General features: G+C 63.6%; 18 protein-coding genes. 7 read left to right on the top strand and 11 right to left on the bottom strand.

Annotated features, from left to right (window positions below):
- Positions 1 to 37: 37 nt before the first annotated feature.
- Positions 38 to 661 (bottom strand): TetR/AcrR family transcriptional regulator, encoded by a 624-nt coding sequence (locus tag AC07OD_RS16170; RefSeq protein ID WP_494597492.1) that lies wholly within the window; start codon positions 659 to 661, stop codon positions 38 to 40.
- 165 nt (positions 662 to 826) lie between these two features.
- Here AC07OD_RS16170 and AC07OD_RS16165 point away from each other — a divergent pair, with 165 nt between their 5' ends.
- The 3 genes from AC07OD_RS16165 to AC07OD_RS16155 all read left to right on the top strand — a co-directional run bounded on the left by AC07OD_RS16165 (position 827) and on the right by AC07OD_RS16155 (position 2,672).
- Positions 827 to 1,144, top strand: coding sequence for a hypothetical protein (locus AC07OD_RS16165; protein WP_494597491.1), 318 nt, complete (start codon positions 827 to 829; stop codon positions 1,142 to 1,144).
- A gap of 22 nt (positions 1,145 to 1,166) precedes the next feature.
- Positions 1,167 to 2,045, top strand: a complete 879-nt coding sequence (locus tag AC07OD_RS16160; RefSeq protein WP_494597490.1) for an alpha/beta hydrolase — start codon at positions 1,167 to 1,169, stop codon at positions 2,043 to 2,045.
- Between the two features lie 222 nt (positions 2,046 to 2,267).
- Complete coding sequence (locus tag AC07OD_RS16155) at positions 2,268 to 2,672, top strand: hypothetical protein (RefSeq protein ID WP_494597489.1); 405 nt, start codon at positions 2,268 to 2,270, stop codon at positions 2,670 to 2,672.
- A 144-nt stretch (positions 2,673 to 2,816) separates the two neighbouring features.
- Here the strand turns inward: AC07OD_RS16155 and AC07OD_RS16150 are convergent, their stop codons facing one another.
- The 9 genes from AC07OD_RS16150 to AC07OD_RS16110 all read right to left on the bottom strand — a co-directional run bounded on the left by AC07OD_RS16150 (position 2,817) and on the right by AC07OD_RS16110 (position 10,303).
- Entirely contained in the window at positions 2,817 to 4,793 is a 1,977-nt protein-coding gene (locus AC07OD_RS16150) for a DUF3363 domain-containing protein (RefSeq protein ID WP_494597488.1), read from the bottom strand.
- A 448-nt stretch (positions 4,794 to 5,241) separates the two neighbouring features.
- Entirely contained in the window at positions 5,242 to 5,829 is a 588-nt protein-coding gene (locus AC07OD_RS16145; protein WP_494597487.1) for a S26 family signal peptidase, read from the bottom strand.
- Positions 5,826 to 6,383 (bottom strand): DUF2840 domain-containing protein, encoded by a 558-nt coding sequence (locus AC07OD_RS16140; RefSeq protein ID WP_494597486.1) that lies wholly within the window; start codon positions 6,381 to 6,383, stop codon positions 5,826 to 5,828. Before AC07OD_RS16140 ends, AC07OD_RS16145 begins: the two co-directional genes overlap by 4 nt.
- Complete coding sequence (locus AC07OD_RS16135; RefSeq protein ID WP_494597485.1) at positions 6,380 to 6,664, bottom strand: chromosome partitioning protein ParB; 285 nt, start codon at positions 6,662 to 6,664, stop codon at positions 6,380 to 6,382. The genes AC07OD_RS16140 and AC07OD_RS16135 overlap by 4 nt, the downstream gene beginning before the upstream one ends.
- Positions 6,661 to 7,299, bottom strand: coding sequence for a ParA family partition ATPase (gene parA / locus AC07OD_RS16130; protein WP_494597484.1), 639 nt, complete (start codon positions 7,297 to 7,299; stop codon positions 6,661 to 6,663). Before parA ends, AC07OD_RS16135 begins: the two co-directional genes overlap by 4 nt.
- A gap of 289 nt (positions 7,300 to 7,588) precedes the next feature.
- Positions 7,589 to 8,446: a replication initiator protein A gene (locus AC07OD_RS16125; RefSeq protein ID WP_494597483.1), complete on the bottom strand. Its 858-nt coding sequence runs from the start codon at positions 8,444 to 8,446 to the stop codon at positions 7,589 to 7,591.
- Between the two features lie 26 nt (positions 8,447 to 8,472).
- Complete coding sequence (locus AC07OD_RS16120; protein ID WP_494597482.1) at positions 8,473 to 8,754, bottom strand: helix-turn-helix transcriptional regulator; 282 nt, start codon at positions 8,752 to 8,754, stop codon at positions 8,473 to 8,475.
- Positions 8,755 to 8,837: 83 nt separating this feature from the next.
- Positions 8,838 to 9,614 (bottom strand): DUF2285 domain-containing protein, encoded by a 777-nt coding sequence (locus AC07OD_RS16115; protein WP_494597481.1) that lies wholly within the window; start codon positions 9,612 to 9,614, stop codon positions 8,838 to 8,840.
- A gap of 341 nt (positions 9,615 to 9,955) precedes the next feature.
- Complete coding sequence (locus tag AC07OD_RS16110; RefSeq protein WP_494597480.1) at positions 9,956 to 10,303, bottom strand: DUF2958 domain-containing protein; 348 nt, start codon at positions 10,301 to 10,303, stop codon at positions 9,956 to 9,958.
- 224 nt (positions 10,304 to 10,527) lie between these two features.
- On the opposite strand from AC07OD_RS16110, the gene AC07OD_RS16105 reads away from it, so the two are divergent.
- Positions 10,528 to 10,842, top strand: a complete 315-nt coding sequence (locus AC07OD_RS16105; RefSeq protein ID WP_494597479.1) for a helix-turn-helix domain-containing protein — start codon at positions 10,528 to 10,530, stop codon at positions 10,840 to 10,842.
- A gap of 601 nt (positions 10,843 to 11,443) precedes the next feature.
- Here AC07OD_RS16105 and AC07OD_RS16100 read toward each other — a convergent pair.
- Complete coding sequence (locus tag AC07OD_RS16100) at positions 11,444 to 12,157, bottom strand: TetR/AcrR family transcriptional regulator (RefSeq protein WP_494597478.1); 714 nt, start codon at positions 12,155 to 12,157, stop codon at positions 11,444 to 11,446.
- 93 nt (positions 12,158 to 12,250) lie between these two features.
- On the opposite strand from AC07OD_RS16100, the gene AC07OD_RS16095 reads away from it, so the two are divergent.
- The 3 genes from AC07OD_RS16095 to AC07OD_RS16085 are packed head-to-tail and all read left to right on the top strand — an operon-like array spanning position 12,251 to position 15,785.
- Entirely contained in the window at positions 12,251 to 14,179 is a 1,929-nt protein-coding gene (locus tag AC07OD_RS16095) for an alkyl/aryl-sulfatase (protein WP_494597477.1), read from the top strand.
- Positions 14,180 to 14,237: 58 nt separating this feature from the next.
- Positions 14,238 to 14,771, top strand: coding sequence for a 2,4'-dihydroxyacetophenone dioxygenase family protein (locus tag AC07OD_RS16090; RefSeq protein WP_494597476.1), 534 nt, complete (start codon positions 14,238 to 14,240; stop codon positions 14,769 to 14,771).
- A 36-nt stretch (positions 14,772 to 14,807) separates the two neighbouring features.
- On the top strand, positions 14,808 to 15,785 hold the full coding sequence (locus AC07OD_RS16085; RefSeq protein WP_494597475.1) for a Bug family tripartite tricarboxylate transporter substrate binding protein: 978 nt from the start codon (positions 14,808 to 14,810) through the stop codon (positions 15,783 to 15,785).
- Positions 15,786 to 15,904: the final 119 nt, after the last annotated feature.

Genomic DNA, 15,904 nt, shown 5'->3' with positions numbered 1-15,904 from the left:
ATTTGGAAATTAATATTTCCTAAATTGGCAAAAAAATTCAGGTCAAAGTCTTCAGCGCCGCGTCCACCGCAGCCTGCATATCTTTTCGGCTGCGGCCAACCTTTCCAACCACGCGCATGCCTTGCATCAGACATAGCAGCATGCAGGCACTAGCCGCGCAGTCCACGTGGGCAGGAATCGAGCCATCTTCCTGCCCCTCACGAATGAGGTCAGCCAACAAGGCCTCATTGCGCTCCAGTGCCGCGCCGATGTGCCGAGCCACATCAGGAGGAAATGTCGAAAGCGCAGACAGAGTGCCGACGACCAAGCAACCCAGTCGCCCTTGCTTGCCTTGCGACGATTCGATGTAGAAAGCCAGCGCATTGCGCAAACGTTGCAATCCGGTGCCACACTCACCGATCGCATGACGCATCATTTCGCTGCGCTGGCCGCGATAGTGGTCAAACGCCGCCAGGAAGATGGCTTCCTTGTCTTTGAACGCCTTGTACAAACTGCCTTGCGCCAGGTGAGTCGCCTCTGTCAGGTCAACAATCGAGGTGCCGTGATAGCCACGCTCGCTGAATACGCGGACGGCTCCATTCAATGCGGCTTCCAAGTCGAACTCGCGTGGCCGACCTCTGGTGCGAGAGGGGGCCATGGCGGAAGTTTGAGTTCTAGGCATGAATAAAAAGGAAATATATATTTCCTAAATTTAGCACGAAGACCAAAATATCTGCAAGGGCAACGGTTGCAATCGACGATACGAGCGTTTCCATTTGGGGCGGCCCCGGGCGCGTTGCCGTCACTCAGGTGCCGTCGCTGTGCCAAGGCAGCTTGGCTAGCCACAATGGCGGTCGCAGCAGACGGCGGCGCCTGCCTGGATGAGCTGCTGCAGCGCCAATGGCAGCCGGCACTGGCCACCCTTCCAGGGATCAACGCCGTCCGTTGGTACCGAGCCAGCGACTTCCAGGCCAAGCCAGAGCCGCCGCGCTACCACCGCGTCCTGTATGCGCATGTGGATGACGCGGCGGCCCTGTATGCCGCGCTCGAAGGTGGGGCCCTCAACCCCCTACTGGCCAGCATTTCCGGCGCCGGTGGTATGGCCTCTGCGATCCATTGCGAAGCTCTCACCGCTCCAGCAACACCTGCCGATCAGGGCCCTTAAGACATCGAACGAAAGAGACACCATGTGCCGCGATATCGAATTCCTTTCCGACAACGTCACCATCCGGGGCCGGCTCTATATGCCGGCCCAGGCTGACGGTCCCCTGCCCACTGTCATCATGGCGCCTGGTTTCGGCGGCCTGATCCAGCACTCTGCGCAGCAGTACGCCGAAGCCTTTGCCCAAGGCGGGCTGGCAGCCATGATCTACGACCATCCGCGTTTCGGCATCAGTGACGGCGCACCCCGACAGGATGTGGATCCGGTGCTGCAACGCCGCACCTACCGCGACGCGATCAGCTTTGCACAGACACTGCCTGAACTGGCTGCGGACCGGATCGGACTTTGGGGCTCCAGTTACGGTGGCGGCCACGTCATCGAAGTAGCCGCTCAGGACCGGCGCGTGCGCTGCGTGGTGTCCCAGGTGCCCACCATCAGCGGTTTCCAGCAGGCGAGGCGGCGTATGACGGGCGATGCCATGAAAGCCATGCGGGTACGCTTTGACGCCGACCGCGCTGCCCGGTTGCAAGGGGAGCCCCCGGCCGTGTTGCCGCTGGTTTCCATTGACCCCACCAAGCCAGGCTACTTCAACACCCAGGCGGCCTATGACAACTACATGTTGCCCGGCTTCATCAACCAGATCACGTTGCGCAGCCTGGAAATGGGATGGGAGAACGAGCCCGCAATCAACATTTCCCGCGTCAGCCCAACCCCGCTCCTGATGATCGTGGCCGACGAGGACGAAGCCACCCCTTCGGACCTGGCATTGAGCGCCTATAGCCAGGCCCTGGAGCCCAAGAAACTGATGATCGTCAAGGGTGGTCACTTTTCGCCCTACAAGCAGTATTTCAGCGCGACATGTGGCGCAGCGCTGGAATGGCTCCAGCAACACCTGGGGACCTGAGCATGCACCGTGAGGACACGCTGCAAGTCGATTCGCTGTTCATCGGTGCCGGCTTGAATCGCCGGTCGAAGTCGGCGTCCAGCGATGGGGCCACGTTCGAGGCGCTGTCTGAGCACGAGGCCCGCGACGGCCGGGCGGTGTACTACTGGGACACCTACCGCAAGGCGCAGGAGTATTGGTCCCTACCAGCACCTGCGCATCGCGGCGATCCCCGGCGCGGATGTGGCCAGCTACCGCGCGCTGGCCCACGGCTACGCGCGCGACCGGTTGCGCGCCTATGACTGGGGCGAGCCTTTCACCGTGCGCGACGCGGCGAGCTTCGAGCCGCTAAGCTCTCGTTTCGCTCGCGATGCGCAGCGCGGCTATTTCGAGCACGCGGAGATTCCCGGTAGCGACGGCGCGAGCTTTGCGCTGATGAACGAGGACGACCCCGGCTATGTCCGCGACCGTGCCCATGCCTGGCCTGGCCTGGCCACATCGAGGTCAACGACCCGCGCGCCCGGGGCCCGTATCCCGGGCTGCGCCCCCCTACGCGCGCTGGGGTACGGCTACGCGGCCCATGCGCGGCGGGTGTGGTATCAGGGCGAATTGCTGGCGCAGGCCGATGCGGCCACGTTCGTGGTGTAAAGCGATGCGACGGGTGACGTGGATGCGCAAGACCGTAGCTATGCGGGGCTGCGCGGGCGTGTTGCCGACCTGGTGCAGGGAACCTCCCAATAGCGACGCGCTTGTTTCAGAACTGGCAAAAAAAACCACCGCCCAGTCTGCGAGTTAAATCTGCGGGCCACGCTGGCGGCCTATCTCCCACGACGCGCTACTGCCGCGCACGGCGGCGGCGAGTTCCTGGCCTAGGCGCTGTTCGATGACGAGCTTCCACGGCACTAGGCTGAATGCTTTGCCGTCATCAAGCATTGCATAGCGTCCGCTGGCGAGCATGACGCTACGGCGGTAGATGCCGGCCACACGCTGGCCATCTGCCACGGGCCGATGGTCCAGCCCCGTTTCGGCGGCAATGTCCTTGGCGGCCTGTGCCAGTTCACGGTCGCGCAACGTGCCCAGCAGATTGCGCGCCAGAATCACACGGTGCCCGCGCCGCTCGGCCAGCCCCTGTTCGTTCAGGAAGTCGGCGCGCTTCTGCAGCGCCTCCTTGACCTCGCTGCCAAAGCCCAAGTCGCCCAGCCCTGTGCCGCCACCGATCAACTGCTGGTCAAGCCAGGTGGCACCGATCACGCTGGCCTGTCGCTCGATGGGCAGGTGCGATTTCAGCTTCACGGCTACGCCGCCCAGGCGATGTGCGTCGTACTGGCGGCCACGCTCGGGCAGGTCGCCGGGCACCTTCCAAAGTCCTTCGGCCACGCGCTCCACGATGCCCGCGCGGCGCAGGGCTTCGAGGCGGCGGACATGGGCGGCTACCATTTCCTGCGGATCGCGGCCTTCTTTGGCCTGACCTTGTGCAATCGCCAGGTGATGATCGGTGCGGTACAGCCCATCAGTCGCCAGCGCGGCGATGTTCTGGTCGGCCTTGCGCAAGTCGGTGGAGCCCTTCACTTCCACCACAGCCCCCACGGGGTACTGCGCCAGTTCGGTCTTGGGCGGCAGCGCCACATAGTGGACCTTGCCGTCCACGCCATCGACCACCAGATAGCCCCGGTCATACAGCTCGTCGGCGAGGCCCTTGCCCGCCACGCGACCGATGACGGAGTGCCCATCCTCACCCGGTTGGAACACGGCCAGGTCGCGCTGCTTGCTGCCCATCGCGCGCTGCATGGTGCGGATGATGTCGCCGCGCTCGCCCATGGCCCGCAGAGTGGGCTCGGCCTCGGCATGGACAGCCCAGGTGCCAGTCTGGGTTTCGGTCGCCAGGCCCATGCGCTGCAAGTGTTGCAGGCGCCCGACCAGCAGCAGGCGCTGGCGTTGCAGCTTGGGATCGTTGAAGCGTTCGATCTTCACCAAACCGTCCACGGCCTCGCGCTGCAAGGTGCGATCCAGGGAGGTCCAGCGTTCCTGCTCCACCTCGCGGGCCAGGGTGCGCTGACTCTCCAGCTCGGTGCGCGGCCCCAACCATTCGGTGGCCAACTCCATCGCCCGCTCGCGCATCCCGCGGGTGATGTACTCCTGCGAGATGATGAGATCCTTGCCCGTGTCGTCCTTGCCGCGCAGCACCACATGGGTGTGTGGGTTGTCGGTGTTCCAGTGATCGACCGCCACCCAATCCAGCCGGGTGCCCAGGTCGGCTTCCATGCGTTGCATCAGGTGGCGGGTGTAGGTGCGCAGGTCTTCGAGCTGCTCCGCGTCCTCGGACGAGACGATGACGCGGAACTGGTGGCGATCGCCCCGGCCGCGCTCCTCGAAGGCGGCGGTATCCGCCTCGTCGGTGATGGCGCCATAGGCCCGGCCTTGTCCGCCCTGGCGGTTCACGCCTTCGCGCTCGATGTAGCGCAGGTGCTGCACGGTGGATCGGCCGCTGGCCTGCTGCAAGTACACCAGCCGTACCTTGACCGTGGCCCGGCGTGAAAACGCCGTCAGCGACTGGCCCGTGAAGCGTGCCGCGACATGGCCGCGCCCCAGGCGCGAACCGGGGGCCTTGCCGGAGGTTTTGCCACCGGCTTTGCGACGGCCTCCGGTAGCCCCTGCCGCCTTGCTGGTCTGGCGCAGCACCTGCGCAATGAAGGTGTCGCCGCGCTGCCTGGGCTTGCCGGGCCGCACGCGGAAACGGTCATCACCCGCAGAGGAATTGCGCTTGCTCATGATGCGGCTCCAGACAAGCCCATCGCGCCCGAGCGGATGCGGCACCCGGTATTCCCAATGCCCGCAAGGTATGGGGGCTGTAGGCGGCACGCAGTCGCCCTTGGGCGCGTGCCGCCCCCAACCCACGTGCAGACTGGCTTGGCGCGCACCGTGGTGCCGCACCCTTCAATCTTGCCTTCCGCATTTGCCTCCCGCATTCGCTCCCGGCAATCGCGGCCCGGTGGCGCCGCTGCACGGGCAGCCAGCGCCCCGGCGAACACCGCGACGGCCACAGGCCGACCGTGTTCGAGGCAAGTCATCTGCACGTGAGACAGCTGCATGGAATGCAGCCCGAGGTGCAGCGCGAAGTGCCATGCGAATGCATTGGCATTACACGCGCGGCGACATGGCGATGACACGCCCGATAGCACGAGGCCATGCACGTTTGCGTGCAGCAAACCGGCGGCCCTCATGGTCGAGCCTCCAGCCAGACCGCATGCGCCACGCCGACCACGGCGGATGCGCTGACCGGCCCAAAATACCGGCTGTCGAACGACGCCGGATTGGTGCTACTCAGCAGGAACACTTCACCAGAACGAAGCTGCCGACACTGCCGCCAGGATGGCAGCGCGCGGCCCAGCCGGTCGGCGGGCCGAACGGCTGCCACCGGCGCGCCGTCGATCCAGACCAGTGCGTCGAACACGCACACATGCTGCGGCGCGACCGCGCCCACACGCTTGAGCAGCGGCACGCGCGCCGGCAGGTAGCCGCGCTGCGCAGCGAGCGCGGCAGCGTCGGCAGGCAAGCGGGTCAGTACGATGCTGCCCACGGACAAGGGCCGTGGCAGCGAGCCGGAATGACCGTGAAGCGGTTCCACGCGATACCAGCCGACCGCCACGCTGTCGGACGGGTTGTAGACCAGGCGCGGCAGCGGCTGCACGAAAGCCGCCCAGGCCAGCGCAGCGAGGCCGCAGGTGGACAGGCCCGCCAGCACGAGGCGAGCACGCCAACGTGAGTGCGCAGGCGAGCGAGAAATGGATGCTGCTGCGGTGGTCATGGCGACACCCTCCCGGCCAGCCAGGAAGCATGTCGCTCGGCGGTGTATTCGGGCAGCGGCAAGCGCGCAGCGAGCCGGTTGCCCAGCGTGCGCCAGTACGCGGGCGAGACGGCGACCGGCGCGATGCCCAGCGCCTCGATGGTGTCGATGCGCTCCAGCACGGCGCGGACCTGGTTGTCGCCCTCGGCGTGCAGCAGCAGGCGCGCGCCCGGTTGCACACCGGGGATGTGCTGCGCCGCATCCAAGGGTGTGCAGGCCTGCATCACCATGAGCTGCCAGCGGATCGTGCCGTAGTCGTTGGACTGCCAGCGGATGCGGCAGAACACCGCGTTCGGCACGAACACGGCCACGCTGCGCCAGCGATCGAGCCGCAGCGTGCGCGCAGGCTCACCAAAGCGCAGGTAGAGCTTGATTCGTTGCTCCACGTAGGCCAGCGAAACGCGCGTCAGCGGCGTTGAGATGGGCCGCACCGCGTGTGCGGCCAGGGATGGCAACGGTGTTGCCGTGGCCGCGATGGCTACTGGTGCGGTGGCAGGCACAGCGGATGCGTTCATGGTGTGTTCTCCCTGCGGTGTTCTGGAAACTCCCGCTCCAGCAGCGCGCGCAGCAGGTCGGCCACCGTCACGCCTTGCGTGAAGGCCGATACCTTGATGCGCGAACGCATGGCGGGCGTGATGTCGAGGGTCAAGCGGGCGGTGTACGTGTCGCCCTTGTTGAGGGCATCTCCGTCGCCTTGGCGAATCCACGCCTCGGCGTGCGGATTCGCGGGCGGACGCGCGCCGATACCGACGCGCCTGGATGCGCGTTTGCTGCTCGGTGGCGGCTTCGCTGTCATGTCGGCCACCGCAGCAGTTCGTCCACCAGGGCGGTGATTTCTCGCGCAGCGGCGCTGTCCGGTGCCGTCTCGCGGGCGAGCCGGCCAGCGGCCACGCTGTCGGCGAAGACGATGCGTTGATGTACTTCCGAACGCAGCGCAGGCAGCGGCTGGTCGGCGAGCGCCTGCCGTGCTTCGCGCCCGATCACGGTGGTGCTGACACGCCGGTTGATGACAAAGGCTGCGGCGAGCTGCGGCCGGAACACCTGCGCTTCACGGATCAGCGCCACCATCTCGGCGCTGGCCCACAGGTCGTAGGGACTGGGCTGCACCGGGATCAATACCCGGTCTGCGGCCAACAGCGCAGAGCGCGCCAAGGCCGCGATCCTGGGTGGCCCGTCAATGATGACGTGATCGGCCCGCCTGGCGAGTTCTGGCGCTTCCTGGTGCAGCGTTTCACGTGCCAGGCCCACGGCACTAAACAGCCTTGGAAGACCTTGCAGGCTCCTGCGCTGCGTCCAGTCCAGTGAGGAACCCTGCGGATCGGCGTCCAGCAGGATGACCGATTGCCCCCGCGTCGCCAGCTCGCCGGCGATGTGGGTGGCGAGCGTTGTCTTGCCCACGCCGCCTTTTTGGTTGAGCAGAGCAACGATCATGGCGCGGCCCTCCATGCTGGAAAGCCGACCTGCATTTGCACTGCGAAGCGGGATTGCTTTGGACTTTGGGCTTGCTGCGCTTTTCGTCTTTCGGCGGTTGTCCACCGAGGTGCGGCGCCTCTACTAAAAGTTAGAGTATTTAAGTTAGGTAAGTTAAGGGAGGCCGAAACCCGCGCCAGCATTGGCTTTGCGGGCGATCGGTACGCCTGATAGCACGATAGTCCCACGCCTGATAGCACGATACCTGGCACGCCTGATAGCACGAGCCCGTCCACAGGCCATCCCGCAGTTATCCCCGTGCCGTGGGCGGCACGGGGCGGAACGTCAGCAGCTCCGTTCCATCGTCCGGCATCCGTTCGATGCCCAGGACGTAGCCAGGTAGCGACTGCCGCGCCACCAGGGCGCGCAGATCGCACGCGAAGTCGTAGGGCTTGGCCGTGCTGCCGGACTTGCGGTGCAGATGCCGGAAGTCGAACTGCCAGCCCGATTCCTGGCGCCCGCCGTGCTTGCGCACCAGCCGGTACAGCCAGCGCTCGATGCCGCCTGTGAGCCGGAAGTACGCCGGGTCGATGGTCAGCACCAGTGCCGCATCCAGCACGCCCCCATAGAACCAGTCCGGCAGGATCAGCTCCAGCCCCAAGGGCGTGCCCTGGGTATCGGCCAGCTCCTTCCACTCGTTGATCCACGAGAAGCGGTGCAGCCGTCTTCCCGTGGTCTCCCGGATGGACGTGGCCACTGTCGTGGATTGCAAGCGATCCAGCGCCGCCTTGAGGCGCTGGTAGTCGCGCAGCGACGTACCGCGCCCGATGAAGCGCAGGATCTCGTAGGGTGTGGCCTGCATCAGGCGCGATGGCCGTAGGCCCGCATCGCGCGCTTCCACAATCTGGCTGGCCGCCCAGATCAGGATGTCCGCATCCCAGATGGTGGCGATGCCATGTTCCTGTGTTCCCTCCACGCGGATCGTGATGCCGCTGGCGCGGAAGTCGATCGGCGCCGTGCGCCGCGACTTCGCCAGCGAGAAGAACGGAAAGGCCATCAAGTCCTGGCTGTCGCGCGGCGCCATATCTCCCGGCAGGGCGCGGAACAGATCGAGCTGTTCGCGTTCCTGCGACGGTCGCTGCCGCGATGGCAGCGATGGGCTGGACATGGCGATGGCCTCCGGCGCTCCAGCGGTCAGCGCGCACGGCTGTCCGCCGAGTGATGCTCGGCGTACTCGGGATCGGACGTGCTGTCGAAGCTTCGCTCGGCGGCCCAGGCGTCGAGGTCGGCCACGGCGTACATGACGCGCCGGCCGAACTTGCGGAACTTCGGTCCGCCACCCATCACGCGCTGTTTCTCCAGCGTGCGCGGGGACAGCCGCAGGTAGTCGGCGGCTTCGTCGTTGGTGAGATAGCGCTGCGGCTGCGCAGCGGGAGTGGTGAGTGCGGCGGCAGGCCGCAAGGGAGCAGGACGCATGGTGAGAACCTCCATAGCTTTCAAAGCTCCGGCCACACAGCGCAACCGGATGGAGGCAGTCTCAGAAAACGAAGCTCTCTTGCTCAGGGACGTTTTGCGTCCACTGCAAAACGTCCCTTCCCGGTGCCATCAATCTGTGCTAGGCGGCGGTAGCCGCCGCGCATCAGCGCAGTGCCCCGGCGCACCAGGCGCCGCACGCGGGCGCGCAGTTCGCCATCGGCATGCCAATCGGCCGCCACGGCGTCAGCCCCAAACAAGCCCTCAGCCACTTCGCGCAAGGACGCACCCGCCAGGGTGGCGTCGAGCGCCTGCAGGGTGTGCAGCTCCAGCAAGGCGGAAGGCGGTGGCCTGGGCCGCGCCATGGGTGCGAGGCCGGTTGTCAGCCTCGCGTTTGCGCCGCCACGATGGGCATAGGCCACGGCCATGCCATCTTCCACGCCCGGCGCCAGCGCGAAGCGCATGCAACGGCCTGGGCTGCGCGCGATCAGGGCCAGTCCCTTGCCGTCGTGGATCAGTTGCTTGTGCCCGGGAATGCGCCAGAACGCAAAGGGCTCGGCATCCACGGGCGGGTCGGCATCCGGGTAGAGCTGCACCACGGCAACGTGACCGGGCAGCCAGGCCGGTTGCGCGTCCCGCGCATCCAAGGCCGGGTCTTCCAGCAGGCGCAGGCCCCAGCGGTGTGCCGCTGGTGGTACAGCTCGTGGTCGGCGATGCCGGCGCAGCCAGTCGAGCCGGTAATCGGGATCGCGGCGCAGGTACTCCCAGGCCAGCGCGAGTGCATCCAGGCCCAGAACGTAGAGGTAGGCGGCGGTGGGATACCAGTGCGCGTGGTGGTGCGCGTAGAGTTGGGGATCGACCATGACGATAGCTCCTGTAGAGGTTCAGGAACGTCGCCACGGCGAGAAACGCGGAGCTATCGCATCAAGGTCAAAACATCATCAGAATCGGGGTGCGCTGTCATCATGGGTAGTCAAGACCGATTGGCTCCGGTGTATTGCGGAATCTGTCCGAATGCGACGGCCGCATGACCCCAAAAATGCCATGCGGCAGACACCACCGTGCCGCAACCCGCACAGAAGATCGTGACTGTTTCCAGCACAAGCGCAGTGCTTGCACGCAAGAGTGCGGATTCAGACCGAACCAGTCTGGAGCAAGACGGAAATAGTCTCAATGCGCCCGGCTTGGCCAGGGCGCGAGAGGTTCAGTCCACGACGGAACCGTTCTCTTGCGCTAGCCGCAGGTATTCCGACAGCGGGCGCACCGCTTTGAAATACCGATCCCGCATCACGGGCTGCTGGCGCGGTCCGACGATCGAGGCCAAATCGCTCAGCTTTATGTGCCCTAACTCGGGCATGCCAATGCCCACGTCCATAACACCCCAAGCGGAATCGCCGTCAGTTGGATTGAGCGCGGCCAGCAGCCAGGTGGCGTGGGCGTCCGGCGTGAACAGCCGCACCACGGGCAGCGGGTCGATCGCCTGGCCAGCGGCGCGGGCCAGGCCGTGGGCCAGCAACTGCCGGCGCTCTTCGTCGGTGATGAGTGGGTTCATCGCACTCCCTTCTTGCTGCACGAATCCGCCGAAGCAGGAAACCACAAAGCCGCATCGGCGGGTTTGTGGAAAAACACGGAGGCGGTTCTGTGCTTGCGTGGGAATCCGTCAATGCGGATTTCCGTAAAAGCACAAAAGCGGAAAGCCTCAAGAAATGAATACTATAGATTGTAGCTCTATAGAGCGCAATCGAATGTCATCTTGGATTTCAGGGAGATCCAAGGTTGGCAGCGAAACACACATTGTCGGAGGCATTGAAGACCATCCGAAAGGCACGGGGTCTGAGCCAGGAAGCCTTCTCCGACGTATCCAGCCGCACCTACATGAGTACGCTGGAGCGCGACCTCAAAAGCCCGACCTTGAACAAGCTGGCTGAACTGTGCGAGGTCATGGATGTACACCCCCTCACGCTGTTGACGCTAGCGTATGCCGGGGACAGCACGTGCAAAGCCGACCAGTTGTTGGCGCAGGTGCGGCAGGAACTGGAGGCGGTGGCGAAGAAAGGGCTACATGGCGCTGGAAGGAATGACCATGGGTAAGCCTGAGTACAAAAACTGGGCGCAAAGTGGGGTGCGCTGATGGCCTAGCTCCTCAATTGACAGAACTTCTGCGACAACCTCAAGCTTGGATAGGGGTGAGAGACCAGCCCAGTCAATGACCTAGTTCGCAGCACGGAGCGTATCGGTGCCGACATCATGGGCAAGCGAATGTTCGACTAGGACGAGGTCGTCTAGCTAGGCGAAGCGCCGTTTTACACGCTGGTGTGCGTTTTTCCCATGAGAAATGCGAGCCCTATGTGCGCTCTAGTGGGATGAACTTTTACTACACCAATGACGGGCTTGATCACCCCCTGGAACTGGCTCGGGAATCTGCAGGCAACCGCGATATTTGGGTCGCGGGTGGCGCGAACTTGACCTGGGTGTCGTCGACGAGTTGGAAATTGCCCTGGCCCCCGTGTTGCTTGGCGCGTCTATTTGAGAACCCGTACGAACCCGGGCCACAGTTTCGCATTGACACGGGTCTTGCTGGCTCAGCCGCCCCAAACTTGCGCTATGTGCCTCAGTGAGGGCAGCATGACAACCGGTTGCATTGGAAGATCTGCTTGCCCCTATCCACTATCCCGCTCGCGGGAGCCAGCCCCTAGATCATCGCGTTACGCTCACGCTTTCCTTGGGGGGTTACACCAGTTCCCCAGAGATACCCGCTGACAAGTCGAACCAGTTCCGGCACGAGCAATTTGTGCTCCAGATCCAGCGGACCTGAGTTGTTCAAGGTCGCGTGGACTAGGACGCCGACGATGGCTTGGTATGCAAACTGTGCCCTCATCCTTGCTTGCTCCCGAGGGCCATCAAGGGATGGTGCCACGGTGTCGGCGAGCACCGCACGAAACCGGTCTCCCGAAGCGCGGATGAGTCTCCACATGCCTTCCTTGGTGTGCTGCAGCGATGCACGCAGGATGCCCACATCGTGGCGGTAAGCGTCGACCATCAGCTCAACGATGTCGCGCACCATTGTTTCAATGTCTTGGTCTCTCGTTGCATGACGCGCCTGAATCTCGTCGAGGCGCTGCTCGGTGCGACGAAGAGCAAGCCGCTGCAGGGTGAAGAAAAAGGCATCCTTGCTGGCGAAACGCCCATAGAACGCACCAACGGTGGTGCCCGCGAGGTGGCAGACCGCTTCGATGGTCAGATCCTCCAGCGCTCGCTCGCGCAGCAACTCATGCCCAGCGGACAGTATGGAGGCCGCGTTGCGCAGGCTTCGTTCCTGATGCGTTGGCGTCAGTTCCGGCAACAAACCCGCCTCAATGCATAGCGCAAGTTCGCTGGTGGTCACCGCTCCAGATTCGATCTGCATCTCACTTCCTGCTCAGGGCTTGTACCAACGGTACTCTACAGGGTTGAGAATTAGAATACTAATTCTGTTTTTGCCAAAAAGGGACATCGGTATATGACTTCTGTCTTCAATGGTGCCATTGATCCTCGTCCGAAGGATGCTCATGAAGTGACCGTGCATCGGCAACAAGTTGTCGCTTCGTCGCTGAATTTCTCGGACACACAGGATTTCGACGATGCGCGTCAAGGCTTTATCGACACCATTGAACATGCCGAGATCAAGGACTCGGAAGGCCGGGTCGTCTGGAGCATGCGGGAACATGCGTTCCTTGGAGAAGGGCGTGCACCACTCACGGTGAATCCCAGCCTCTGGCGAATGGCTCGCCTGAACGCCGTACACGGGCTCTTCAGGGTTTGCGAGCGGATCTATCAGGTACGCGGCTTCGACAACGCGAACATCACCTTCATCGAAGGTGACAGCGGTCTGATCGTCATCGACCCCATGACGTTCGAAGAGCAGGCACGCGCGGCGCTCGCCTTGTATGAGAAGCACTTCGGATCTCGGCGGATCATTGCTGTGTTCTATAGCCACAGCCATCGAGATCACTACGGCGGTGTCAAGGGGGTGGTCAGCGAGGAGGAGGTGGCTGCGGGGCGGGTGGAAATCATCGCTCCACAGGGCTTCATGGAGGAGGTCATGTCCGAGGCGGTGCTGGCGGGGGTGCCGTCGCGCCGGCGCGCTGAGTTTCAGTTTGGAACTTACCTGGAGGCAGGCGAGCGCTCACACGTGGACAGTGGAAACGGGAAAACCATCGGGAAGGGAACTTCAGGGCTGATCCCGCCCACTCGGTCCATCTGCCAAACAGGGGAGCGCTTGGTGGTCGACGGGGTCGAGATCGTCTTCCAGATGACGCAAAACGCCGAAGCGCCGGCGGAAATGAACTTCTATTTCCCAGGCTTGCGAGCCCTCAACATGGCGGAAAACGCCTGCCACACAATGCATCAGCTCTGCCCCATCCGTGGAGCGAAGGTGAGAGATGCCCTGGCCTGGGCTCGGTACCTGGATGAGTCGGTGGATCTGTACGCGGGCAGCGTGGATGTCTGTTTTGCACAGCATCAATGGCCGACCTGGGGCACCGATAACGTCGTGCAATACCTCAGCGAGCAGCGGGACCTGTATCGGTACCTGCACGACCAGACGCTGCGCTTGATGAGCCGGGGCCTGACGGCAACGGAGATATCCGAGCAGCTGATGATTCCCAACGAGCTTTCCAGGAAATGGCACACGCGCGGCTACTACGGCGCCGTGGTGCACAACGTGCAAGCCATTTATACGTTCTATATGGGGCCTTTCGATGGCAACCCCGCCAACCTCGATCCGCTCGAGCCAGTTGAAGCGGCGAGAAAGTACCTGGAATACATGGGCGGCGCGGAAGCGGCCCTGGCGCAAGCCCAGGAGGATTTCCGCCGCGGGGAGTTCCGGTGGGTGGCCAAGATCACGAATCAGCTGGTTTTCGCCGATCCGAGCAACACGGCGGCTCGGGCGCTGTGCGCCGATGCCCTCGAGCAACTGGGCTATATCAGTGAGGCAGCGACCTGGCGCAACGCCTACCTGCTGGGTGCCCGGGAGCTCCGCGAAGGCGTTCGCAAGCGTCCGCCGGATGGCAATGCGATACCGCCCTCGGTCGTTGCGCAGCTCTCGATGCCGCAACTCTTCGACTTCCTGGCCATTCGCGTGCCCGGCGATCAGGCGCCCAGCCAGGAGTTCCGGTTCGACTGGGTCATGGACGACGAAGAAAACACGCACAAGCTCACGCGCAGCAATGGCTCATTGAAGCATCGACCAGGCTCGCATGGAGTGAAAGCCCATGCCGTGCTTCACGCCACACGTGCCGGATTGCAAACGGCACTGCGGCCCACAGTGGGGCTGCACGGGGCCCTTGATCGCGGCTTGCTCAGCGCGGAGGGCGACGTTGCGGCCCTCCGTGCGCTCTTCGCGAGCCTGGAAGTCTTTGATTACCAATTCAACGTCGTAGAGCCCTGAGACCTTGAGCACGCTCTGAGACGAATCATCAACATCAACACCGTACTGGAGAGACGACATGCCCGAAATAGCTACCAAGGAGTTCTGGCGCGATCTGGCGCCCATCGCCAATGTCTTCAAGCCCGATGCGAAGCCCGAGGTCTATCTGCACGACGCCGCAACACAGGATGAGCGGTGGTACGTGCCATTCACAGAGACCGTGCAGTCGCGGCCTCTGTGGATCTCGCCGAGCGAGAACAAGTGGTGCGACATCCTCATGGCGAAAGGCGCCGGCCTGGTCAATCGCCATTACCACCCCCATGAAGTGTTCGCCTACACCATCTCGGGCAAGTGGGGGTATCTCGAGCACGACTGGACGGCCACGGCGGGTGATTTCGTCTATGAGACGCCAGGTGAAGGGCACACCCTCGTTTCTTACGAGCACGCAGATCCGATGAGGGTCTTCTTCATCGTCAAAGGCCCTCTCATCTGGCTGGATGAAAAGGGAGCGTCTCAGGGCCACTTCGACGTGCATGACTACATCGCCCTTTGCCGCGCCCATTACGAGAAGGTTGGCATTGGCGCCTCCTACGTCGACACGCTGTTTCGGTAACAGCGAACGAGCGACTCACATCCACAAGGAGACATCATGCTCAAAAACAAGCTGGCCGCCGCGCTGGCGCTGGCAGTCCTCATCTTCTCGGTCGCCGGCGAAGTGCACGCGGACAACTGGCCTCTCAGCGATCTGATCATCATCACGCCCGCGCCTCCCGGAGGCGCGGTCGACATCTATGCGAGATCCTCGGCGCAAGGCTTTGATCGACAGTTCAAGCGTACCGCCGTCGTGGACAACCGGGCGGGAGCCGGAGGCATTGTGGCCTCGGACGCCGTGTCGCGCTCGAAACCCGACGGCCACACGCTATTGCTCGCAACCACATCCATGCTCTCCGTCAACCCCAGCACCTACAAGGACTACCGCTACGGAGCCGAGAAATTCGAGCTTGTCTGTAAAGGGGTGGAGGTTCCGCTGATTCTCGTCGCGAACGCCTCGTTGGGAATCAAGGACGTGGCCTCCCTCGCCGCGTGGCTGAAGGCCAATCCTACCCGTGCCAGCTACGCGTCCTTCCAGGCGGGCACTCCCTCGCACTTCCTGGGCCATCAACTTGGGGAAAAACTCGGCTTGCCGCTCACGCATGTGGCTTATCGAGGCGGGGTACCTCAGGCCACCGATATTGCTGCGGGCAATGTCCCATTCGGGTTCACTTTGTACTCCCCAGCCCAGGCATTCCTCCAGACCGGCCGCATGGTGGCATTGGCGACCACCGGCAGCACCCGGATGGAAGGGCTGGCCAACGTTCCCACGATGGCCGAGCAGGGCTATCCCGACTTCACCTCCAGTGATTGGTTCGGCATCGCCGCCCCGAAAGGTACGCCTGTGGAGACCGTCAATCGGCTGATCCAGGCGCATCGCGCCACGCTGGCCGACTCCGAGCTGGCCGCCAAATTCGCGATCCAGGGGATGAAGATATCGCCCGTGTGCGGACGAGAGTTTGCTCAATTGGTGGAAGAGGAGCGGGCGCGCTGGGCGAAGGTGGTCAAGGCCACGGGTTTCAATGCAACGGAATAGCTGCTGAGGCTTGGCGGAGCGCGCTGAATTGAGCCTAAGTCCAGCAGTTGAGCCAGCGCGGTTGCTGTTTTCTTCAACACTGGTGGAGGCTTGAAGTGGTTCTGCATGCTCACCCCATG

It is taken from the genome of Acidovorax sp. GW821-FHT10E03, assembly GCF_059415205.1.
The sequence above is the reverse complement of the archived record's forward strand: the minus strand, read 5'-3'. Positions and strand labels throughout refer to the sequence as shown.